At 68.2% G+C, this 22,865-nt stretch carries 18 protein-coding genes and 2 pseudogenes; 14 read left to right on the forward strand and 6 right to left on the reverse strand.

Annotated elements, in window-relative coordinates:
• Window position 1: 1 nt before the first annotated feature.
• Entirely contained in the window at window positions 2-1,381 is a 1,380-nt protein-coding gene (locus E4191_RS21180) for a DUF6212 domain-containing protein (protein ID WP_139616324.1), read from the reverse strand.
• A 362-nt stretch (window positions 1,382-1,743) separates the two neighbouring features.
• Entirely contained in the window at window positions 1,744-2,433 is a 690-nt protein-coding gene (locus E4191_RS21185) for a hypothetical protein (RefSeq protein WP_139616325.1), read from the reverse strand.
• A 454-nt stretch (window positions 2,434-2,887) separates the two neighbouring features.
• On the opposite strand from E4191_RS21185, the gene E4191_RS21190 reads away from it, so the two are divergent.
• The 3 genes from E4191_RS21190 (at window position 2,888) to E4191_RS21200 (ending at window position 6,471) form a co-directional block, all read left to right on the forward strand.
• Entirely contained in the window at window positions 2,888-4,192 is a 1,305-nt protein-coding gene (locus E4191_RS21190) for an AAA family ATPase (RefSeq protein WP_139616326.1), read from the forward strand.
• Entirely contained in the window at window positions 4,189-5,292 is a 1,104-nt protein-coding gene (locus E4191_RS21195; RefSeq protein WP_139616327.1) for a ParB/RepB/Spo0J family partition protein, read from the forward strand. Before E4191_RS21190 ends, E4191_RS21195 begins: the two co-directional genes overlap by 4 nt.
• Window positions 5,293-5,538: 246 nt before the next feature.
• Window positions 5,539-6,471 carry a DMT family transporter gene (locus tag E4191_RS21200; protein ID WP_139616328.1) on the forward strand — a complete coding sequence of 311 codons (933 nt, stop codon included), beginning with the start codon at window positions 5,539-5,541 and terminating at the stop codon, window positions 6,469-6,471.
• On the opposite strand, the gene E4191_RS21205 is transcribed toward E4191_RS21200, so the two are convergent.
• Window positions 6,444-7,118: a GntR family transcriptional regulator gene (locus tag E4191_RS21205; protein ID WP_139616329.1), complete on the reverse strand. Its 675-nt coding sequence runs from the start codon at window positions 7,116-7,118 to the stop codon at window positions 6,444-6,446. The two genes, E4191_RS21200 and E4191_RS21205, sit on opposite strands and share 28 nt — an antisense overlap.
• A gap of 202 nt (window positions 7,119-7,320) precedes the next feature.
• Here E4191_RS21205 and E4191_RS21210 point away from each other — a divergent pair, with 202 nt between their 5' ends.
• From E4191_RS21210 to madM, 4 genes and pseudogenes are all read left to right on the forward strand, one after another.
• Window positions 7,321-8,550, forward strand: coding sequence for a malonyl-CoA decarboxylase domain-containing protein (locus E4191_RS21210; protein ID WP_176562843.1), 1,230 nt, complete (start codon window positions 7,321-7,323; stop codon window positions 8,548-8,550).
• Window positions 8,551-8,584: 34 nt separating this feature from the next.
• Window positions 8,585-10,101, forward strand: a pseudogene (locus E4191_RS21215) (malonate--CoA ligase).
• 71 nt (window positions 10,102-10,172) lie between these two features.
• Window positions 10,173-10,565: a malonate transporter subunit MadL gene (gene madL, locus E4191_RS21220; RefSeq protein WP_139616331.1), complete on the forward strand. Its 393-nt coding sequence runs from the start codon at window positions 10,173-10,175 to the stop codon at window positions 10,563-10,565.
• Between the two features lie 4 nt (window positions 10,566-10,569).
• A complete protein-coding gene (madM, locus tag E4191_RS21225; RefSeq protein ID WP_135819177.1) occupies window positions 10,570-11,334 on the forward strand; it encodes a malonate transporter subunit MadM in 765 nt (254 codons plus the stop codon).
• A gap of 70 nt (window positions 11,335-11,404) precedes the next feature.
• Here the strand turns inward: madM and rhaI are convergent, their stop codons facing one another.
• Window positions 11,405-12,679, reverse strand: coding sequence for an L-rhamnose catabolism isomerase (rhaI, locus tag E4191_RS21230; RefSeq protein ID WP_139616332.1), 1,275 nt, complete (start codon window positions 12,677-12,679; stop codon window positions 11,405-11,407).
• A 3-nt stretch (window positions 12,680-12,682) separates the two neighbouring features.
• The gene (locus tag E4191_RS21235; RefSeq protein WP_139616333.1) at window positions 12,683-14,770 is read right to left on the reverse strand and encodes a bifunctional rhamnulose-1-phosphate aldolase/short-chain dehydrogenase; all 2,088 of its coding nucleotides are present in this window, start codon (window positions 14,768-14,770) and stop codon (window positions 12,683-12,685) included.
• Window positions 14,771-14,954: 184 nt separating this feature from the next.
• Between E4191_RS21235 and E4191_RS21240 the strand changes: the two genes are divergently transcribed.
• The 7 genes and pseudogenes from E4191_RS21240 (at window position 14,955) to E4191_RS21270 (ending at window position 21,987) form a co-directional block, all read left to right on the forward strand.
• Window positions 14,955-15,758, forward strand: coding sequence for a DeoR/GlpR family DNA-binding transcription regulator (locus E4191_RS21240; protein ID WP_139616334.1), 804 nt, complete (start codon window positions 14,955-14,957; stop codon window positions 15,756-15,758).
• A gap of 33 nt (window positions 15,759-15,791) precedes the next feature.
• Entirely contained in the window at window positions 15,792-16,781 is a 990-nt protein-coding gene (gene rhaS / locus E4191_RS21245; protein ID WP_139616335.1) for a rhamnose ABC transporter substrate-binding protein, read from the forward strand.
• Window positions 16,782-16,832: 51 nt separating this feature from the next.
• Window positions 16,833-18,356, forward strand: a complete 1,524-nt coding sequence (locus tag E4191_RS21250; protein ID WP_139616336.1) for a sugar ABC transporter ATP-binding protein — start codon at window positions 16,833-16,835, stop codon at window positions 18,354-18,356.
• On the forward strand, window positions 18,353-19,321 hold the full coding sequence (locus E4191_RS21255; RefSeq protein ID WP_139616337.1) for an ABC transporter permease: 969 nt from the start codon (window positions 18,353-18,355) through the stop codon (window positions 19,319-19,321). The genes E4191_RS21250 and E4191_RS21255 overlap by 4 nt, the downstream gene beginning before the upstream one ends.
• Window positions 19,318-20,310: an ABC transporter permease gene (locus E4191_RS21260; RefSeq protein ID WP_139616338.1), complete on the forward strand. Its 993-nt coding sequence runs from the start codon at window positions 19,318-19,320 to the stop codon at window positions 20,308-20,310. Before E4191_RS21255 ends, E4191_RS21260 begins: the two co-directional genes overlap by 4 nt.
• Window positions 20,310-20,624, forward strand: coding sequence for an L-rhamnose mutarotase (gene rhaM / locus E4191_RS21265; protein WP_139616452.1), 315 nt, complete (start codon window positions 20,310-20,312; stop codon window positions 20,622-20,624). The genes E4191_RS21260 and rhaM overlap by 1 nt, the downstream gene beginning before the upstream one ends.
• Window positions 20,621-21,987, forward strand: a pseudogene (locus E4191_RS21270) (FGGY-family carbohydrate kinase). The gene rhaM and the pseudogene E4191_RS21270 overlap by 4 nt, the downstream one beginning before the upstream one ends.
• Here E4191_RS21270 and kdgR read toward each other — a convergent pair.
• Window positions 21,978-22,760 (reverse strand): DNA-binding transcriptional regulator KdgR, encoded by a 783-nt coding sequence (kdgR, locus tag E4191_RS21275; protein WP_135816885.1) that lies wholly within the window; start codon window positions 22,758-22,760, stop codon window positions 21,978-21,980. The pseudogene E4191_RS21270 and the gene kdgR overlap by 10 nt on opposite strands.
• Between the last annotated feature and the right edge of the window lie 105 nt (window positions 22,761-22,865).

Raw genomic sequence — 22,865 nt, forward strand, 5'->3', positions numbered from 1 at the left:
GCTATTCCTCCTGCGTGGCACGCTGGCCGGTCACGGCGCGGAAGCTGCGGAAGAGACCCCAGCTGTGCTCGTTGGGCATGTCCTGGGCCAGCGAGGTGGCCAGGTAGATGTCGGCCCGCTCGATCGGGCCCTTGGGCACGCAATGGACCTGGCCCCAGCCATTCGCGGGCAGGCCGTGGACCCAAGACCCCATGCAGCTTTCCCAGATGCCGTCGCGGCCGATGGCGCGATGCGGCGTGACGCCGATGGCAAAGTTCAGGTTGGGCGAGCGGGCATGGCCGGTGTTGACCACCGCCGAGAGCTGCAACAGCCCGCGCATCGGCACGTCCCGGATCACCGCGCAGACGGCGCCGCTGCGCGAGGGATGGACCATGATCGCATCCTCGGCCGCCCAGAAATCGGCGGTGATGTAATCCGTGGCCGAGCTCGGCATCGCGAAGATCTCGGGCGCGGGCAGCGCCGAGGGCTGCAGTAGGCTGGCCGTCATCTCCAGGCGCGGGTCGATCATCGGCGCGTCGCGCCGCTCGGGGATCGAGGCGCCCGCTAAGGCCTTCCAGACCCGCAGCGCCAGGACCTGGTCGCCGGGCATCGTGTCGCCCTGCGCGGTGAAGCGGGCATCGGGCATGCGCATGCCCAGACCCAACACCAGCCGCGCGGGCCCGGCGTTGCGCAGGATCAGCGAGCAGTTGCGCGCATCCCCCTGCAGCGCCATCGGCAGGGCGAAGCGCACCCATCCCGACCCGATCCGCATCTCGTCGGGGATCTCGGCCAGCGCGTGCTCATCGCCGGAGCTGTCCTGCAGCGACACCCGGATCTCGCAGTTGCGGACATGCAGGCGCTCGGGCAGCCACAGATCGATCGCGGTGATGCTGACGATGTTCAGGGGCAGATGCTGGACGACCGAGCCATCGGCGGGCAGCTCCGCCACCGCGCCCGAGGGCTCCCAGTTCAGGGACTGTGCCACATGCGGATTGCCGAGCGCGTACAGGAAGCTTTCGATCTCGCGGAACCGCCCCGCGCCCGAGATGTTTTCACGCCGCAGCAGCGCGGCCGCTTCGCGCGATGCGGCGGCGGCCGTCTCGCTGCGCTGCAGCCGTTCGACCAGAAGCGCGGTGACCCGCTCGGCCAGCAGTTCGGGATGGTCGGGATCGACCTCGATGACGGGCAGCCCGTGATGCCCGCTCTCGGACAGCCGCTTCGCCTCGTCCGCGCCGGCCCCAAGCGGCATCAGCTGCGCCAGGCACGTGCGCCCGGGGACGGGGCCATCGGTCTCGGCGACATCCAGCATGCCGAGCAGGGTCGGTGGCAGATGGCGTTCCAGAAGTCCGTCGCAGACGCGGGCGAGCGTAGGATCAACCGCAATCGAATAGGCAAAGGTCATCGGACCGTTCCACTGTCATAGACATACGCTTTTTGGGGTGCCGACAAAACGACAACTGGTTAGGCCAACTGAGGTCTCCGGCGTCCTCACCTATCTAAATAGACAGTACAGTTTAGGTGGCGCAAGGGGGTAAACAATTGCCTATTATGATCCCCTTTCACCAAGTATACCGGTTTGTTCATTATTTTTGAAGCCCATTCAATCGCTTGACGCAAGCAACCTGTACACTTCGAAAAGCCGAATGTGTGGATTTTTTGCAATATGTGAAAATTTTAGCGTCCAAGTGCGGAATCCGTCACCATTCCGTGATTCACCCGAAAATTCTCCTTTAGCGTGTATTCGGGTTGCCTTGGCTGTCGAAGTTAATCGACGCGGACCGAATGCAGGCTGGCATCGGCCCGCCGCGCCGCCATCTGCAGGCGGCCCAGCAGGTGGGTGCGGACATAGGTCGAGTGAAAGCGCGTGGGGGCGGCCAGGTGCAGGATGCCCTCGCCCTGCCCCGTCTCGACGAGGCAGGCGAACCAGGCCTCGAACAGCGCCGGATCCTCCGCCAGCAGGCGGTCGCGAATCACGGCCCAAGGCCCCTGCCCCACCGGTGTCGCCTCGCTGCGCCGGAACGGCACCACGTTTGGAGCCTCCTCCTCGGGATCGCCCAAGGCCGCCTCGCGGCCGGTCATGCGAGCGATGTAGTCCTCGCCGATGTTCGGCCAGGCCGGGCGGCTGTCCAGCAGCATCCGGTCCAGGTCGATGCCCAAGACCGACACCCGTCCGCGCGCACCCTGGCGCTTGACCGTGATCCAGCCCATCGCCCGCAGCCGGGCCATGTCGCGCTTGACCGTGCGTTCGTCGACGCACCACAGCCGCGCGATCTCCCGCTGGCCCACCGACAGCTCGTTTCTCTGCCAGTTGTAGCGCGTGGTGATCAGCGACATCAGCCGCAGGACCAGCCGCTGCCGATGCGCATCGCCCGCCAGCGCATGCGCCATCAGCGCCGACAGGATGTCGTATTTCTTCGCCGCGGCCTCGCGGCCGACCGGACGGACGATCTGCATCTTGGCTCCTGCCTGCCGGGGGGCCCGGCGCTTGCTCCGGATGGCGGGGTCTGGTGTCTCCCCAAACGCCTTTCACCATCCTGTCGGCATTAGCGTCCTAAATGTCCGATCTGTCAAGCACATCGCCCCGTTGCGCCGTGCAACGCACGCTGACAGTCCAGAAAAATCGGTATCGATGGTATAGGAGGCCGCCCTGCGTGTCCCTCATTTTGCGTCCGATGTCCCCCATTCGGGGTCACCCGACACTGGCCTGTCCCCTGTTTTCCGACCGGTCCGGCCCTGTTGCGGGGCGTTCTCCGAGGCAGGGGCAGCGCGCGTTGCAGGGGCGATTCGCGCAACAGGGGCTGGAAACGGCGTATTCTTCGTCCCGAGTGAACAAGGCTTTTGCCAAAAGCGCAAATCAGGCGTAAAACCGGGTTCAGCAATAATCAGCGTCCTTGGAAACAGGCACAACATGTATACCCACGACGACCTTGCCCGGCTGCAATCCCAATCCCTCAAGATGCAGGGCTGGATCCGCCGCCAGACCTTCAGCCCTGCCAATGAGAAGACGCTGCGGCGCTTCTCCTCCTGGGAGGTGTCCGAACTGATTTTCCGGATCAACCAGTCGACCTTCCGCGGCAAGCTGGCCGCCGATCCGAACCTTCCCCTCGGGGAAGTCGAGGAGGACGGCCGCCAGCGCTGGTTCAGCCTCGACGAGGTCAACGAGCTGCGCCGCCGCATCCGCATCAACAAGAAGTCGCTGATGCCCCACCGCCCCGAGGGCAAGCGCGCCTTCCGTGCGGCCATCGCCAACTTCAAGGGCGGCGCCGGCAAGTCGACCGTGGCCCTGCACTTCGCCCATGCCGCGGCGCTGGACGGCTACCGCGTGCTGGTCGTCGACTTCGACCCGCAGGCGACCCTGTCCCACAGCATGGGCCTGTCCGACGTGGGCGAGGACCACACGGTCTGGGGCATCATGGCCCGCGATCTCGAGCGCGAGACCGACCGCATGAACGCCGCCGCCTCGGGGGCGGAATCGGGCACCACCCTGCCCCATCGCAAGCTGCCGGCCTCGATCCGCGACATGGGCCTGGGCACGCTGCGGCCCGCCGACTTCATCAAGGCCACCGCCTGGCCCACCATCGACATCGTCCCCAGCTGCGCCAACGCGGCCTTCGTCGAGTTCGCCAGCGCCCAGTACCGCCACCTCAATCCGGAATGGACCTTCTTCGGGGCCGTGTCGCGCTTCCTCGACAGCCTGGCGGACGATGCCTACGACCTGATCCTGTTCGATTGCCCGCCGGCCATCGGCTATCAGTCGATGAACGCGGTCTTCGCCGCGGACATGCTCTATATCCCCTCGGGCCCCGGCTACTGGGAGTATGACAGCACAACCAGCTTCATCGGCCAGCTGGCCGAGGCGCTGGAGGATCTGTCCCATGGCTTCGAGAACTTCCCCACGGGGAAGATCGCCCTGCCCAAGACCTTCGCCGACATCCGCTTCCTGATGACCCGGTTCGAGCCTTCGAACGAGCTGCACCAGGCAATGTTCGCGGCCTTCCGGCAGGTCTTCGGTGACCGGCTGGCGCAGCATCCGATCGAGCTGACCCGGGCGGTCGAGCAGTCGGGCCGCTTCCTCAGCTCGATCTACGAGATCGACTATCGCGAGATGACGCGGGGGACCTGGCGCCGGGCGCGGGCGACCTTCGATCAGGGTTACGAGGAGTTTCGCGGCCATGTCCTGGCCGCCTGGACGCAGCTGGAGGAGACAGCATGAGCCGCAAGCGCCGCATGTTCGATATCGACCTGCCCGAGGAGGACGCCCCCGAACCTGCCGAGACCGTCCCCGCGGGGAAGGAACAGCGCCGCGGCCCGATGGCCGCCGCGATCAACGAGACCGCGGAATCCACCCGCGACCGCGCGGCGATGGAGGCGCGGATCCGGGCCGAGAATGACGCGCTGGCACAGGAGCATGTGCGGCTGAAGCGGGCCGGGCTGATCACCGACCTGATCCCGCTGGACGCCATCGACACGGGCAAGCTGGTCCGTGACCGCAAGCCGGTGGCCGATTTCGACCTGGCCGAGCTGGTCTCGTCCATCCGCGAGATCGGGCTTTCGAACCCGATCCAGGTCGAGCCCTCGACCGAAGGCCGCTACGAGCTGATCCAGGGCTGGCGGCGGCTGTCGGCCTATCGGCAGCTGCTGGAAGAGACCGGCGATGCCGAGGCCTGGGGGCGGATCCCGTCCGGGATCGCGGCGCGCGGGGACCAGCTGGAGGCGCTGTATCGGCGCATGGTGGACGAGAACCTGGTACGCAAGGACATCTCGTTCGCCGAGATGGCGCAGCTGGCGGTGCATTACGCGATGGATCCGATGACGGCCGAGCATGATGCCGAGAAGGCGGTGGCGATCCTGTTCCGCTCGGCAGGCTACCAGAAGCGCAGCTATATCCGCAACTTCATCCCGCTGGTCGAGCGCTTGGGCGAGGTGCTGATGTACCCGCAGGAGATCCCGCGGGCCCTGGGCCTGTCGCTGTCGCAGAAGCTGGAGGAGGTGCCGGGCATCGTCGCGGCGATCAAGTCCGAGCTGAAGGACTGGGATACGCGGTCGATCACCGACGAGCTGGCCGTGCTGCGCCGCTATGCGGGGCAGGGGGAGGAGGCGCTGGCCTCGGGCCCCGCACCCCGACCCACCAGCCCCGCGCCGCAGGCCGAGGCCAAGGCCAAGACCACCTTCCAGCTGGCCCGCCCGCAGGGGCAGGCCAAATGCACCGCCGCCAACGGGCGGCTGGAGATCCGGCTGTCGCGGGACTTCTCGACCATCGACCGGCGCAAGCTGGAGGCGGCGGTGGCCTCGATGCTGGACCAGATCGAGTGACCTTCCCCCCGGGGAAGGTCGGCCGCGGCGGGGGAGGGGGCGCCCTCTTCCCCGCGGGGAAGGTGCCGGGGCAGGGCTCGGCAAAGCCTTCCCTTAAGGCAATATTAGATCCTTCTAATATATTGATCTTGCTGGATTAATTCCGAAACGATCCGTTCCCGCCCGGACCATCCCGCGAACCATCTTGCAGATCGTGCAAGCGACGGCTAGCACATCGGGACCCCCGATCCCAGCAAGGCCGCTGCCATGCCCCCCAGTGATTCCCCCCTGCGCGGCATCGCGCTGAAATGCGCCAGCGTGACCGTGTTCACCATCATGGCGGCGCTGATCAAGGCCACGGCGGAAAGCGCCGCGATCCCGCCCGGGCAACAGGTCTTCTTCCGGTCCTTCTTCGCGCTGCCGGTGATCTTCGTCTGGCTGCTGTGGCGCCACGAGATGCGGGTGGGCCTGGGGACCGCGAACCCGATGGGGCATCTCTATCGGGGGCTGGTGGGCACTACGGCCATGGCGCTGAACTTCTGGGCGCTGTCGATCCTGCCCTTGCCCGAGGTGACGGCGATCGGCTTTGCGGCACCGCTGCTGGTGGTGATCCTGGCGGGAATGTTCCTGGGCGAGAACGTGCGCGCCTTCCGCCTTGGCATGGTCGGGCTGGGGCTGGCCGGGGTGCTTCTGGTCCTGTCGCCGCAGATTCGGGCAGGGACGGGGGGCGACCCGGTGCGGATGCTGGGGGCGATGGTGGCGCTTGGCGGGGCGGCGGCCGCGGCGCTGGCGCAGATCTTCGTGCGGCAGCTGGTGCAGGTGGAACGCACCTCGGCCATCGTCTTCTGGTTCTCGGTCACCTCGACGGGGCTGTCGCTGCTGACGCTGCCCTTCGGATGGGTGATGCCGGCGGGCTATGTGCTGTTCCAGCTGGTGCTGACCGGGCTGCTGGGGGGCCTGGGTCAGATCCTGCTGACCTCGGCCTATCGGCATGCGGATGCCTCGGTCGTGGCGCCCTTCGACTATGTGGCGATGATCCTGGCGGTGGCGATCGGCTGGTGGGTCTTTGCCGAGGTGCCGGGGGCGGCGGTGATCGGGGGATCGTCGCTGGTGATCCTGGCGGGCATCCTGATCATCTGGCGCGAGCATGCCCTGGGGCTGGAGCGGCGGCGTCAGCGCAAGGCCACGCCGCCCACCTGAGGGTCCAGCCGACCCACCAGCGCCACCAGGTCGCGGAAGCGTTCGCCCTGCACCAGCACATGGTCGGTCATGGCACGCGCGGCTTCGTCTGCGTCGCCCGTGCGGATGGCGTCGGCGATGCGGCGGTGTTCGTCCAGCGAGCGGGCCACGCGGCCCGGGGCCTGCAGCTGGCGGCGGCGATAGGGCTGCAGGATGGCCTGCAGGCGCAGCGTCTCGCCCTGCAGGAAGTCGTTATGGGCGGCGCGGTAGATCGCCTGATGGAAGGCGGTGTTCTCGGCATAGTAGCGGTCGGGATCGGCGCGGGCGTCGTCGCAGGCGGCCAGCGCGGTGTCGATGCGGCCGAGGTCGGCGGGATCGGCACGGCGGCAGGCCAGGCGCGCGCAGAAGGCCTCCATCTCGGCCATCAGCTCGAAGCGTTCCATCAGCTGCGGCACGCTGAGCTTGGCCACAAAGGTGCCGCGCTTGGGCTGCACGATCAGCAGGCCCGACGCCTCGAGCGCCTGCAGCGCCTCGCGCACGGGGGTGCGGGAACAGCCGTAGTCGGCGGCGACCTGATCGGGGTCGATGCGGACGCCCGGCGCGAAACGGCCATCGACGATGGCGTTTTCCAAGGCAAGGCGGATGCGCTGTGCGGTGGGCAGGGTCATGGCGGCCTGTGCAAGAAAGGTGCAGTCATCTCACCCCAAAGGGGCAGAAAAGTCCATGCGGCGGGTTGTTATATACAACAGGCCAGAATCGGTGTATATCGAATCTCGGGGAGGATCGCATCATGGGCAAGCAGAGACTGGGGTTCCTGTCGGATTTCGTCGAGGCCATCACCCGGCGCAAGCGGGGGGCGAGGCCGAGACCTTGCAGGCGCTGGCGCGGCCCGCATCGGAACGCGCGCGGGTCGCCTGCACGGTGCTGATGGGCCGGATCGGGGACGCAGCAAGGGTCGCGGTGGCCGAGCAGGCGCTGAGCGCCTATGCCGAGCTGGACGCCGATCAGCGCCTCGCCTTCTTCCGGTCGATGCGCGACGATCACGGCGTCGATCCGCAGGCGATCCGCGAGGCCTATGCGGCCTGGGACAAGGCGCCCGATGCGGCGGCGGTGGCCGATCTGTTCCGGGTGGTCGAGCCCGCGCGACAGACGCTGCTGCGGCGGCTGAACCTGGCGCCGGGGGCCACGCTGCAGCTGGTGCGGATGCGCCAGGACCTGCTGGCCGCCATGCGCGCCGATCCCGGGCTGGCGCCCATCGACCAGGATTTCGCGCATCTGCTGGCCTCGTGGTTCAACCGGGGCTTCCTGACCATGCGCCGGATCGACTGGAACGCGCCCGCCGCGATCCTGGAGAAGCTGATCGAATATGAAAGCGTCCACCGGATGGAAGGCTGGGGCGATCTGAAACGGCGCCTGGCCGAGAACGACCGCAGGCTCTATGCCTTCTTCCATCCCGCGACCGGGGACGAGCCGCTGATCTTCGTCGAGGTCGCGCTGACCCAAGGGATGCCCGACGCCATCGGCCCGATCCTGACCGCGCCCGAGGCGAAGCTGCCCGAGCCCGCGGACACGGCGGTCTTCTATTCCATCAACAATAGCCTGGCGGGGCTCAAGGGCGTCAGCTTCGGCAACTTCCTGATCAAGCAGGTGGTGGCAGTGCTGAAGGCCGAGCTGCCCGAGCTGAAGACCTTCGTCACCCTGTCGCCGGTGCCGGGCTTCGCCGCCTGGCTGGCCGCGCAGACCGACGCCCCGGCGACCGAGCTGCGCACGGCGCTGGCGGGCGACTGGCCGTCCAACCCCGGCGCGGTCGTGGCGCTGCGCCCGCAGGTCATGGCGGTGGCCGCGCGCTATATCCTGCAGGCGCGGGCGCGGGGCGGGCAGCCCGCCGATCCGGTGGCGCGCTTCCATCTGGGCAACGGCGCCGCTGCCCATCGGCTGAACTGGCCCGCCGACCTGTCGGCCTCGGCGCAGAAGACCGCGCATGGGCTGATGATCAACTATCTTTACGAACTGGACCGGATCGAGGATCGCCACGAGGCGTTCATCCGCGACGGCACCGTCGCCCATGGCCCGCAGCTTGCCGAGGCGCTGAAGGGCTGAGACGACCAAGACGCATCAGGGGGAGGAGAGACCCATGCAGACCATCCACGAGCATTTCATCCAGACCGCAGAGGTCATGCAGGGCAAGACCCTGTTCGAACGTCCGGGGCAGCCCGACATCAGCTTCGCGCAGATGCGCGGATCGGTCGAGGCGCTGGCCGGCGCCCTGACGGCCCTGGGCGTCGCGCCCGGCGACCGGGTGGCGGTGCAGGTCGAGAAATCGCCCGAGGCCATCGCGCTGTACCTGGCGACCTTGCAGGTGGGGGGATCTTCCTGCCGCTGAACCCGGCCTATACCGGGGCCGAGATCGACTATTTCATCGGCGATGCCGCGCCGCGCCTCTTCGTCTGCGATCCGGGCCAGCAGGAGGCCCACGCGCATCGGGCGGGGCCGTCGCTGGCCCTCGAGACGCTTGGCGCGGACGGGCAGGGGTCCTTGATGGACCGCGCCGCCGGCGCCGTGCCGCGCGAGGACGCGCATCCCTGCGGGCCGGACGACCGGGCGGCGATCCTCTATACCTCGGGCACCACGGGGCGGTCCAAGGGGGCGGTGCTGACGCATGGCAACCTGACCTCGAACACCGAGGCGCTGCTGGACTGCTGGCAGTTCACCGCCAACGACCGGCTGATCCACGCGCTGCCGATCTTTCACACCCACGGGCTGTTCGTCGCGGCCAACATGGCGCTGGTCGCAGGCGCCACGATGATCTTCCTGACCAGGTTCGACGCGGATCAGGCCATCGACCTGATGGAGCGTGCGACCGTTCTGATGGGCGTGCCGACCTTCTACACGCGGCTGCTGAAATCGCCCCGGCTGGACCGCGAAGCGACCGCGGGGATGCGGCTGTTCGTGTCGGGATCGGCGCCGCTTCTGGCCGAGGATCACCGGGCGTTTTCGGACCGCACCGGCCAGATGATCCTGGAACGCTATGGCATGACCGAGACCTGCATGATCGCCTCGAACCCCTATGAGGGCGCGCGGATCGCGGGCGCGGTGGGCATGGCGCTGCCCGGCATCGCCATCCGCATCACCGACCGGGAATCGGGCGCGTCCCTGCCGGAAGGCGAGATCGGGCTGATCGAGGTCAAGGGGCCGAACGTCTTCGAGGGCTACTGGAACATGCCCGAGAAGACCGCGTCCGAGTTCCGCGAGGACGGCTATTTCATCACCGGCGATCTGGGCACGATCGCCGAGGACGGATACCTGCGGATCGTGGGGCGCGACAAGGATCTGGTGATCTCGGGCGGCTACAACGTCTATCCCAAGGAGGTCGAGGAGGCCATCGACGCGTTGCCCGGCGTGCTGGAAAGCGCGGTCATTGGGCTGCCCCACGCCGATCTGGGCGAGGCGGTCACCGCCATCGTCGTCCCCAAGGGCGGCCCCCTGGAGGCCGAGGCGATCCGCGCCGCGCTGGAGGGCACGCTGGCCCGCTTCAAGCAGCCCAAGCGCGTGATCGTCGCCGAAGCCCTGCCCCGGAACGTCATGGGCAAGGTGCAGAAGGCGGAACTGCGCAAGACCCATGCGGGGCTCTACGACCACGCCACGGCCTGACATCCGACCGGCCCGCATGACGAGGAGGTCATGCGGGGCCATCCGGTCCACATCATCACGGGAGGAAGATCATGATCATTTACGGAGTCGCGGCCCTGGCCGCCTGCCATCTGGCGGGCGTCATCCTGGGCGACCTGCTGGGGTCCCTGCTGGGCGTCCAGTCCAATGTGGGCGGCGTGGGCTTTGCCATGCTGCTGCTGATCGTGGCCAGCGACTGGCTGCGCCGCACCGGCCGCCTGCCCGCGCTGTCCGAACAGGGCATCCTGTTCTGGAGCGCGATGTACATCCCCATCGTCGTGGCCATGGCCGCGCAGCAGAACGTCGTGGCGGCCCTGGCGGGCGGGCCGGTGGCGATCATCGCGGGCGTGGGCGCGACCCTTGCCTGCGTGGCGCTGGTGCCGGTCGTCGCCCGCATCGGCGGGCAGGACGCGCCGCTGCCGCCCCTCATGGCGCAGGAGGCCTGAGACCATGGAGATGATCACCGAAATCCTGTCCAAGAACGGGCTGGTCTTCGCCTTCGTCGTCGTCGGCGTGGTGATGTGGGTGTCCTATCAGATCTCGGACCGGCTGTCGGCGGGGCGGCTGCACGGCTCGGCCGTGGCCATCATCATCGGGCTGGTGCTGGCTTGGTGGGGGGGGCTTGCCACCGGCGGGTCCAAGGGCCTGGCCGACGTGCCGCTGTTCGCGGGCATCGGGCTGATGGGCGGCGCGATGCTGCGCGACCTGGCCATCGTGTCGACCGCCTACGGCGTCGACATCCGCGAGATCCGCAAGGCGGGGGCGGCGGGCGTCGTCGCGCTGGCGCTTGGGATCGTGGTGTCCTTTGCCGTGGGGGCGCTGGTGGCGGCGGCCTTCGGCTATACCGATGCGGTCAGCATGGCGACCATCGGCGGGGGGGCCGCGACCTATATCGTGGGGCCGGTCACCGGGACGGCGCTTGGCGCCAGCTCGGACGTGATCGCGCTGTCGGTCGCGGCGGGCCTCTTGAAGGCCGTGCTGGTGATGATCGGCACGCCGCTGGTCGCGCCGCTGATCGGGTTGAACAACCCGAAATCGGCCATGGCCTATGGCGGGCTGATGGGCACGACCAGCGGCGTCGCGGGGGGCCTGGCCGCCACCGACAAGCGGCTGGTGCCCTATGGCGCGATGACGGCGACGTTCTATACGGGGCTGGGCTGCCTGATGGGGCCGTCGGTCATGTACCTGGCGCTGCTGGCGATCACCGGGGGCTGAGCAGGCCCCTTGACGCAGAAGGCGGCGCCAGTTTGGCGCCGCCTTTTGGCGTTCGGGCAGGGCAGGGGGGTCAGACGATCCCGCCGCCTCCGCCCGCGCTGGCCGGGCGCACCGCCGCCACCTGTGCGCGCCAGCCGGACGCGCGGAAGGCCGCGATCGGGTCGATGGCCGCGCCTTGCCGCTGGCGGGCCATCTGCAGGATCGGCTCGACATCCGTGCGGAAGGCCGCGCGCAGGGTCGCCGCCGCCATCAGCGCGTCGTTCTCGGTGCGGTATCCCTCCAGAGCCGCGCGGTCGACAAGGCTGGCCTGCACATAGGCGCGCTGGATTTCGACCGCCGAGATCATCAGGCTTTCCATCGGGTCCGTGACGTTGTGGCTCTGGTCGATCATGTGGGACAGGTTCAGGCCGGGGGTGTCCTCCAGCTCGACCAGCTCGTTCCAGACGAGGAACAGGCGGAAGGGCTCGATGGTGCCCGCGTCCAGATCGTCGTCGCCGTACTTGCTGTCGTTGAAGTGGAAACCGCCCAGCTTGCCCGCGCGGATCAGGCGGGCGACGATCATCTCGATGTTCACGTTGGGCGCGTGATGGCCGAGGTCCACGAGGCACTGCGCCTTGGGACCCAGCTCCTGCGCGATCATCAGGCTGGTGCCCCAGTCCTGCACGACGGTCGAATAGAAGGCGGGCTCGTAGATCTTGTGTTCCGAGAACAGCCGCCAGTCGTCGGGCAGGCCGGCATAGACCTGGGCCATCGCGTCCAGATAGCGGTCGAACTGGCGCGACAGCGAGGTCTGGCCGGGGAAGTTCGAGCCGTCCCCGATCCAGACCGTCAGCGCCTTCGACCCGAGGGCGCGACCGATCTCGATGCAGTCGAGGTTGTGGTCCACCGCCTGCGCGCGGGTGGCGGCATCGGTATGGGAGAGCGAGCCGAACTTGTAGCTCAACGCCTGGCCGGGCTGGTCCTGGAAGGTGTTGGAGTTCATGGCATCGAAGCCCAGCCCCGTGGCCTCGGCCTTTTCCAGCAGCAGGGCGGGGTCGGTGCGGTCCCAGGGGATGTGCAGGCTGACCTTTGGCGTTGCGGCGGTCAGCTGGTGGATGACCCCGCAATCGTCCATCTTGTCCATGATGCCGCGCGGCTCTCCGGCGCCCGGGAAGCGGGCGAAGCGGGTGCCGCCGGTGCCGGTGCCCCAGCTGGGGATCGCCACGCCGAACCTCATGGCGCGGGCGGTCAGGGCCTCGATGTCGATGCCCCGGCGCGACAGGCGCGCGCCGAGCGCGTCGTAATCGGCGGACAGGTCGGTCTGGCGGGCAGCGTTGTCCGCCTCGATGATGTCGCGGTTGATCATGGCTTACCTCGTGAAGGCCTGGACGTTGCCCGCGTCCACGTTGAGGATGTTGCCCGTCGACTTGGCCGACAGGTCGGAGGCGAAGAAATACGCGCCCTCGGCGATGTCCTCGGGCAGGACGGATCGCTTGAGCAGCGAGCGTTGGCGGTACATCTCCTCCAGCCCTCCCTTGTCGGTGCCGTAGGTGCTGGCGCGCTGGTCCAGCCATTCGCCCTCCCAGATGCGGGATCCGCGCAGGACGGCGTCGGGATTGACCACGTTGACGCGGATGCCGCCCTCGGCGCCCTCCAGCGCCAGGCAGCGGGCCAGGTGGATCTCGGCCGCCTTGGCGGTACAATAGGCGCTGGCGTTGGGGCTGGCGGCGAGGCCGTTCTTGGAGGCGACGAAGATCACCGATCCGCCGATATCCTGGGCGCGGAAGGTGCGGAACGCCTCGCGCGAGACCAGGAAATAGCCGGTGGACAGGATGTCCATGTTGCGGTTCCACAGCGCCAAGGTGGTCTCCTCGACCGGGGCGGAGGAGGCGATGCCCGCGTTCGACACGAGGATGTCGATGCCGCCGAACTCGACCGCCATCTGCGCATAGGCGGTGGCGACCTGCGCCTCGTCGGTGACGTTCATCTGCACCGCGCGCACGACATCGGCGCCGAAGCTTTTGGCCAGCCCGTCATGGGTGGTGGCCAGCGCGCCTTCGTCGATATCGGCCAGCATCACGCAGGCGCCCTCGCGCAGGAAGCGTTCGGCGGTCGCCGCCCCGATGCCGCCCGCGCCGCCGGTGACCAGCGCCACGCGGCCCGCCAGCGACTTGGGCCTGGGCATGCGCTGCAGCTTCGCCTCTTCCAGCAGCCAGTATTCGATGTCGAAGGCCTCCTGCTCGGGCAGGCCCTGATAGGTGCTGACGGCACTGGCACCGCGCATCACGTTGATGGCGTTGACGTAGAATTCGGCCGAGACGCGGGCGGTGGGCTTGTCCAGCGCGAAGGTGATCATGCCCACGCCGGGGATCAGGTAGACGACCGCGTTCGGATCGCGCAAAGCCGGGCTGTCGGGCCGTCTGCAGCGGTCGTAATAGGCGGCGTAGTCGTCGCGATAGGCGGCCACCGCCTGCGGCAGGGCGGCCAGCGTGGCGTCCAGATCGGGGGCGGCGGGGTCGAAGTCGACGACCAGAGGCCGGATCTTGGTGCGCAGGAAATGGTCGGGGCAGGAGGTGCCCATCGGCGCCAGGCTCTCCAGCATCGCAGAGCCGACGAATTCCAGCACCGCGGGCTGGTCGTCGAAATGGCCGACCTTGTGGCGGTCCTTGGAGATCAGGCCCCGGATCACCGGCATCAGCCGCGCGGCGATCTTGCGCCGTTCGGGGGCGTCCAGCGTGGGGCGGGCGGGGCCGCCGAAGGCAGGCGCCGTGCTGCGGGATTCCAGCCATTCGGCGGCGGTGTTGATGATCTCCAGCGTGGTCAGGTAGCAGTCCTTGGCGTCATCGGCCCAGGTGAACAGACCGTGGCTTTCCAGCACCGCGCCGCGCATGCCCGGGTTCTCGACCGCAAGCCTCTCCAGCCACAGGCCCAGCTCGTAGCCGGGCTTCTTCCACGGCAGCCAGCCGATGTCGGTGCCGAAGATCTCGGCGGTCAGCTCCTTCGAATTGACCGAGGCCGCGAGGGCGATGATCGCGTCGGAATGGACATGATCGACATGCTTGCTGGGGACATAGGCGTGCAGCGGGGTGTCGATGGAGGCGGCGCGCGGGTTCAGCGCGAAGGTGCAATGGGGCAGATAGGCGACCATCTCGTCCTCATGCGCCAGACCGCGATACTTGCCCTTCAGCGCGCGCAGCTTGTCCATGTAGAGGGTCGAGAAGCCGTCCATCGCCATGGACCCGATGTCGCCGCCCGAGCCCTTGACCCACAGCACCTCGACCGTCTCGCCGGTCAGAGGATCGACCTCCTGCACCTTGGCCGAGGTGTTGCCGCCGCCGTAATTCGTCACGCGCTTGTCCGAGCCCAGCAGATTCGAGCGGTAGAGCAGCTTTTCGGGCTCGCTCATGCTGGCGGCGCGGGCGTCGTCCCACAGGTTGTCCAGTCGATTGGCGGTCATGGATGCCTCCCCTTCTGGCGGCATCGTGCCGCGCGGTCCTGCTGCCCGGATAGCCCGGCGGGCGGCGGTCGGTCAATCATTTTCGATCATAACCGATCATTGTGCAGGTGCAGAAAGACGATCACGATCAAAAATGATTGACAGTGAGCGGCAATGATGGAAACTGGCCGTCAGAGGGGGAGCCATGCTGGAAACCGAACGCCATCGCATCATCCTGTCCGCCGTGCAGGAACGGCCCGTGGTGACGGTGGCCGATCTCTGCGCGCTGACGGCGGCCTCCGAGGCCACGGTGCGCCGCGACATCGCGCAGCTGCATCTGGCCAAGAAGCTGCGCCGGGTGCGCGGCGGGGCCGAGGCGATCTCTCCGCCCCAGTTCGTGGGGATCAACGCGCGGCCCTTCGCGATCAACCAGACGATCAACATCGCCTCGAAGCGGGCGATCGCGCAAGCGGCGGTGGATCTGTGCGAGGATGGCGACGCGATCATCGTGAATGGCGGCACGACGACCTTCCAGATGGTCCATCCGCTGACGACCAAGCGGCTGCAGGTCTTCACCAACAGCTTTCCCATCGCGGAACATCTGCTGAAGCAGTCGAAGAACACGGTGATGCTGCCCGCCGGTGCGATCTATCGCGAACAGAACATCATCCTGTCGCCCTTCGACGACGACGGCAGCAATCATTTCTATGCGCGGCGCATGTTCATGGGCTGCCGGGGCCTGGGGCCCCTGGGCCTGATGGAGGGCGACCCGCTGCTGGTGCAGGCCGAGCAGAAGCTGATCGGGCAGGCCGACGAGCTGGTCGTGCTGGCCGACAGCTCGAAGTTTTCGCAATGCTCCAGCCTGCTTCTGTGCCCCTTGTCGCGCATCCACACGGTCATCACCGATGACGGGATCGACGACCGGGCCGCAAGCATGCTGGAGGCTGCCGACATTCGCCTGATCGTGGCGGACGCCCGGCGGGACGGAAGGACACGCGCCGAGGAGTAGGGGCGCGGGGGATCACTTATTAGGGAGGATGAGATGAGCATTTCGAGGACATTACTGACGACGGCCACGGCGCTGGCGTTGATGGCGGGCGCGGCGCAGGCCGAGACCGTGCGCATCGCGCTGGTCGCCAAGGCGCTTGGCATCGGCTTCTTCGAGGCCGCCAACAAGGGCGCCGAGGAGGCCGCCGCCGAGCTGGGAGATGTGGAGATCATCTATACCGGCCCCACCGACACCACCGCCGAGGGCCAGATCGAGGTGATCAACAGCCTGATCGCGCAGCGCGTGGATGCCATCGCCGTCAGCGCCAACGACACGGACGCGCTGGTGCCGACGCTCAAGCGCGCCATGGATCGCGGCATCACCGTCATCAGCTGGGACAGCGGCGTGGCGCCCGAGGGGCGGGCGATGCACCTGAACCCGTCCTCGGCGCCGCTGATCGGCAACACGATCATCAAGCTGGCCGCCGACCATCTGCCCGAGGGCGGGCAGGTGGCGGTGCTGTCGGCGACCACCACCTCGACCAACCAGAACATCTGGATCGAGGAGATGACCAAGGTGATGGGCGACTATCCCGGCATCGAGGTCGTGGCGACGGTCTATGGCGACGACCTGGCCGACAAGTCCTATCGCGAGGCCCAAGGGTTGATGCAGAGCCATCCGGACCTCAAGGCGATCATCGCGCCGACCAGCGTGGGGATCGTGGCGGCGGCGCAGGCGGTGACCGATGCGGGCAAGGTGGGCGAGGTCAATGTGACGGGCCTGGGCCTGCCGTCCGAGATGGCGGGGCATGTGAAGTCGGGGGCATCCAAAAGTTTCGCGATCTGGAATCCGATCGATCTGGGCTATTCGGCCACGATGATCGCGCATGCGCTGGCGACGGAAGGTGCCACGGCGGAACCCGGTGCCACCATCCCGATCGGGCGCATGGGCGAGGTCACGCTGGACGAGAACGGCGAGGCCGCGATGGCCGATCCCTTCACCTATGACGCCGGCAACATCGACGAATTCTCGTCGGTCTTCTGAGTGTGTGCCCCCGGCCCCGCGCCGGGGGCGCCTTTGCCCAAGGATCCCATCATGCAGCCAGACCCCGCATCGCGGGACGGCGCCGTGCTGTCGCTGCGCGGTATCGTCAAGACCTTCCCGGGCGTGCGCGCACTGGACGGCGTGCGGCTGGACCTGTTCCCCGGCCAGGTCACCGCGCTGATCGGCGAGAACGGCGCGGGCAAATCCACCATCGTCAAGGTCCTGACCGGCATCTATCAGCCCGACGAGGGGCAGATCTTCGTGGCGGGCGAACCCGTCCGATTTCCCACCGCGCAGGCGGCGGGCGCGGCGGGCGTCACCGCCATCCATCAGGAGACGGTGCTGTTCGACGAGATGACGGTGGCCGAGAACATCTTCATCGGCCATGCGCCCCGTAACTGGTTGGGCCTGATCGATCGCCGCGCGATGCGCAGCCGGGCGGCGGCGATCCTGCGCGGGATCGGCTCGGATCTGGACCCGGCCACGCGGCTGCGCGATCTGGGCATCGCCAGCAAGCATCTGGTGGCCATCGCCCGTGCCCTGTCGGTCGATGCCCGCGTGGTGATCATGGACGAGCCCACCGCCGCCCTGTCCCACAAGGAGATCGGCGAGCTGTACGAGCTGGTCGAAAAGCTGAAGGCGCAGGGCAAGGCCATCCTGTTCATCAGCCACAAGTTCGACGAGATCTTCCGCATCGCCGACCGCTGGACGGTCTTCCGCGACGGCGCCTTCGTGGGCGAGGGGGCGATGGCCGACGTGACCGAGGGCGATCTGGTGCAGATGATGGTCGGCCGCAGCGTCGATCAGATCTATCCCAAGCGGCCCGCGAAGATCGGGCCCCCGGTGCTGACGGTCGCGGGATATTGCCACCCGACGGAATACGAGGACATCACCTTCACCCTGCATCAGGGCGAGATCCTGGGCTTCTACGGCCTCGTCGGCGCGGGCCGGTCCGAGGTGATGCAGGCGCTGTTCGGCATCAGCCAGCCCGCCAAGGGCGCGTGCCGGATCGCGGGCGACGTGCGGGTGATCCGGTCCACCGCGCAGGCGGTTCAGGCGGGCATCGTCTATGTCCCCGAGGATCGCGGGCGGCAGGGCGCGGTCAAGGGGCTGCCGATCTTCCAGAACGTCACGCTGCCCTCGCTGGCGCGGACCAGCCGGGGCGGGTTCCTGCGGCTGGCCGAGGAATTCGCGCTGGCCCGCGAGTACACGCAGCGGCTGGACCTGCGGGCGGCAAGCTTGGACCAGGACATCGGCCTGCTGTCGGGGGGCAACCAGCAGAAGGTGGTGATCGCCAAATGGCTGGCGACCCAGCCCCGCATCATCATCCTGGACGAGCCCACCAAGGGCATCGACATCGGATCCAAGGCCGCCGTCCACGACTTCATGTCGGAACTGGCCGCCCAAGGGCTGGCCGTGATCATGGTCAGCAGCGAGATCCCCGAAGTGCTGGGCATGTCCGACCGCATCATCGTCATGCGCGAGGGCCGCATCGCGGGCGAGTTCGCGGGCGCCGCCATGACGCCCGAGAACCTGATCCGCGCCGCCGTGGGCATCGAGAGGACCGCCGCATGAGCATCCTGAAATCGCGCGAGGTGGTGCTGGGCGGGGTGATCCTGCTGCTGCTGGCGGCCATCGCCAGCCGCTTTCCGGGCTTCGTCGCGCCTGCCAATCTGGCGCGCGTGTTCACCGACACCTCGCCGCTGATCCTGCTGGCGCTTGGGCAGATGGCGGTGATCCTGACGAAATGCATCGACCTGTCGGTGGCGGCCAATCTGGCGCTGTGCGGGATGGTGGCGGCGCTGATGGACGGGATGGGGGTGCCGATGCCCGTCATCCTGGGGACGGTCGTTGCGATGGGTGCGGGGCTGGGTGCGATCAACGGCGCGCTGGTCTGGGGCCTGGGCATCCCGTCCATCGTGGTGACGCTTGGGACGATGACGATCTATCGCGGCTCGATCTTCCTTCTGACCGAGGGCGCGTGGATCAACGCGCATCAGATGAGCGACGCCTTCAAGGCCGTGCCGCGCCAGGTGATCGGGGGCCTGCCGGTCATGGCCTGGATCGCGGTGGGGGCGATTGCCGGGGTCGCGGTGCTGATGACGCGCACGCCCCTGGGGCGGGCCTTCTATGCGGTGGGGGGCAATCCCCATGCGGCGGTCTATACCGGCATCTCGGTCGGGCGCACGCAGTTCGCGGCCTTCGTGCTGGCCGGCGCGCTGGCCGGGCTGACCGGCTATCTGTGGGTCGCGCGCTATGCGGTGGCCTATGTCGACATCGCGGGCGGGTTCGAGTTGGACGTGGTCGCCGCCTGCGTGATCGGCGGCATCGCCATCGCAGGGGGCGCGGGCACGGTGGCGGGCGCGGTCATGGGGGCCCTCTTTCTGGGCATCATCAAGAACGCGCTTCCGGTCGTGGGCATCTCGCCCTTCTGGCAGATGGCGATTTCCGGGGCGGCGATCCTGGCCGCCATCGCCTTCAACGCGCGCCGCCAGGGTCCCGGCCGCATCATCCTGAAACGGGCCGAGGTGCGGACATGAGCCATTCTCCCCAACCCGGGCGCGTCATCCCCGACCGCCTGACCAGCCCCGCCGTCCGCGCGCTGAAAAGCTGGGAGGCCCTGCTGGCCGTCGTGGCGGTGACGATCTTCCTGCTGAATGCCTGGGCCTCGCCCTATTTCCTCGACCCGTGGAACCTGTCGGACGCGACCTTCAACTTCACCGAGAAGGCGATGATCGCCTTTGCCATGGCGTTGCTGATCGTGTCCGGAGAGATCGACCTGTCGGTGGGCGCCATCGTCGCGCTGGCCTCGACCGCGATGGGCGTGGCGATGGGGATGGGCGCGCCGACCCCGGTGCTGGTGGCGGTGGGTCTGGCCACGGGGCTGGCCTGCGGGGCCTTCAACGGGGCGCTGGTCGCGCGCTTCGGCCTGCCCTCGATCGTGGTCACCATCGGCACGATGAGCCTGTTCCGGGGCATCAGCTATATCGTGCTGGGCGACAGGGCCTTCACCGGCTATCCCGCCAGCTTCGCATGGTTCGGGCAGGGATATGTGGTCTGGGTCATCACGGTCGAGCTGGTGATCTTTGCGATCTCGGCCGTCGTCTTCGCCGTCCTTCTGCACCGCACCAGCTTTGGCCGCACCGTCTATGCCATCGGCAACAACGCCACCGCCGCGCGGTTCTCGGGCATCCGGGTGGACCGCGTGCGGTTCATCCTGTTCCTGCTGACCGGGCTGATGAGCGGGATCGCGGCGGTCTGCCTGACCTCTCGGCTCGGCTCAACCCGCCCCTCCATCGCGGCGGGGTTCGAGCTGGAGGTGGTGACCATCGTGGTCCTGGGCGGGGTCAGCATCCTCGGCGGATCGGGGACGATCCCCGGCGTGGTGCTGGCCGCCTTCGTGCTGGGGCTGGTGACCTTCGGGCTGGGCCTTCTGAACGTGCCGGGCATCGTGATGTCCATCGTGGTGGGCCTGCTGCTGATCGGGGTCATCGCCGTGCCCCGCCTGATTTCGAAACTGAGGACATGATGCCAAAACACGCCTTTCGCATGCAGTTGAACCCGGGCGCGGCCGAGGAATACCGCCGCCGCCATGACGCGATCTGGCCCGAGCTGGCCGCCCTGCTGCACGAGGCGGGGGTGCGGGACTACTCGATCCATCTGGACGAGGAGAGCCACGCGCTGTTCGCCGTGATGTGGCGGGCCGAGGATCACAGCATGGACGCGCTGCCGGATCACCCGGTGATGCGGCGCTGGTGGGCGCATATGGCGGACCTGATGCAGACCAACCCGGACGGATCGCCCGTGGCCGTGCCGCTGGTGCCGATGTTCCACCTGCCATGACCCATGTCGCGGTCATCGACATCGGCAAGACCAATGCGAAGCTGGCGCTTGTCGATGGCACGACCCTGTCCGAGATCGCGGTCGTCACCCGCCCCAACCTGTCCCTGCCGGGCCCCCTTGGCCGCATGTGGATCTGGAGGGGCATTGGGACTTCTTCCTGACCCATCTGGCGGTGTTCCAGGCGGCGCATGGGGTGGATGCGATCTCGGTCACCACCCATGGCGCGGCGGCGGTGCTGCTGGACAAGCAGGGCGGGCTGGCCGCACCCATGCTGGATTACGAGCATGACGGCCCCGAGGGGATGGCCGATTACGACGCCCTGCGCCCGGGCTTTGCGGTGACCGGATCGCCGCGCCTGCCTTTGGGCCTGAACCTGGGCGCGCAGCTGCACTGGCTGATGGCGCAGCCGGGGGTGGGGACCCGGGTGGCGCATGTGGTGACCTATCCGCAATACTGGGGCTGGCGGCTGACCGGAGAACTGGCCAGCGATGTGACCTCGCTTGGCTGCCACACCGACCTGTGGGACCCGTGGCAGGGGCGGTTCTCGCCGCTGGTGGGTGCGCTTGGGCTGGCGGGGCGCATCGCGCCCGCGCGGCGGTCGGACGCGGTGCTGGGCGGGCTGACCACGGCGGTCGCGGCGGCCACCGGCATTCCGGCGGGGACGCCGGTCTCGGTGGGCATCCATGACAGCAACGCGTCGCTGATGCCCCATCTGCGGGGGCGGCAGGGGGTGTTCTCGGTCGTGTCCACGGGCACCTGGGTGGTGGCGATGGCGATGGGGGGCGGGGCCGCGGCGTTGGACCCGGCGCGCGACGTGCTGGTCAACGTGAACGCGATGGGCCGGCCCGTGCCCTCGGCCCGCTTCATGGGCGGGCGCGAGTTCGAGCTGGTCCGGGCCGGATGCGACGCGGTGCCGTCAGATGCAGACCGCTGTGCGGTGCTGGCGGCGGGGGCGATGATCCTGCCCTCCGTCCAGCCCGGATCGGGGCCGTTCCCGGACCGCGCGACGGGCTGGACCGCGCCGCCTGCGACCGAGGGCGCGCGGATGGCGGCGCTGTCGTGGTATCTGGCGCTGATGACGCAGACCTGCCTGGATCTGATCGCCGCAGACGGTCCCGCGATCATCGAGGGGCCCTTCGCGCGCAATCCCGATTTCCTCGACATGCTGGCCGCCCTGCGCCCGGGGGGCGTCGAGGTCGCGGCCTCGGCCACCGGCACCAGCGTGGGGGCGGCGCTGCTGTGCCTGCCGGACGCGCAGCCGCCCGCGACGCGGAGCCATGCCGCGCCCGGCCATGCCGAGGGGCTGCGCGCCTATGCCCGCGACTGGCAGGCCAGAACGGCCCGCCCGGAATGTCAGCTGTAGCCGAGCGCCGCCGAGGCGCCGGCCCCGGCCTGCAGCAGCAGGGCGGCATATTCCGCCTTGCGCGTCTCGTCGAAGCGGACCAGCGGAAAGGCGATGCTGATCGCCGCGACCGACCGGCCCGCATGGTCCATCACCGGCACCGCCATGCAGCGCACCCCGGCCTCGCTCTCCTCGATCTCTTCGGCATAGCCGCGGGCGCGGGTGGCGGCCAGTTCCGCCCGCAGGGCATCGGGATCGGTGATCGTGCGGGGCGCCAGCTTCCTGAGGTCCATCAGGGCCAGCCGTTCCTCGATCTCGGCCGCGTCGCGGAAGGCCAGCAGCGCCTTGCCGAGCGAGGTCGAGTGCAGCGGGTTGCGCTTGCCAAGCGTGGACTGCATCGACAGGCCATAGGCGCTGTCGTACTTGTGGATATAGGCGACGCGCTGGTCGATGTCGTCCATCACGCCCAGGTTGATGGATTCGCCCGTGGCGCGCGACAGGCGCCCCATTTCCCGGTCGCAGGAGCGCAGCAGATCCTCCTGCCCGCGCAAGACGCGGGCGCCCAGCCCGAACAGCTTCAGCGTCAGGCCGTATTTCTCGGTCTCGGGCTCCTGCTCGACATAGCCCAGATCGACCATGGTCTGCAGCAGCCGGTGCGCGGTGGTCTTGGACGTCATCGCCCGCTGCGCGATCTCGGCCAAGGGGGCGCGGCGCGCCTCGGCCAGCGATTCGAGGACGGCGAAGACCTTGAGAACGGCGGCGGCATTCTCGGTCCTGGGGGGTGTCGGTGCCATGATGCCATTCCTGAAAATTCGGAACCCTATTCTGAAAAGCAATCACTCTTCTGTCAAGGGGCGGCGTGAAGTCAGTTGATGCTGGCTAACCCGATCTTCCCAGCC

The organism is Paracoccus liaowanqingii (genome assembly GCF_004683865.2).
GTDB lineage: Bacteria > Pseudomonadota > Alphaproteobacteria > Rhodobacterales > Rhodobacteraceae > Paracoccus > Paracoccus liaowanqingii.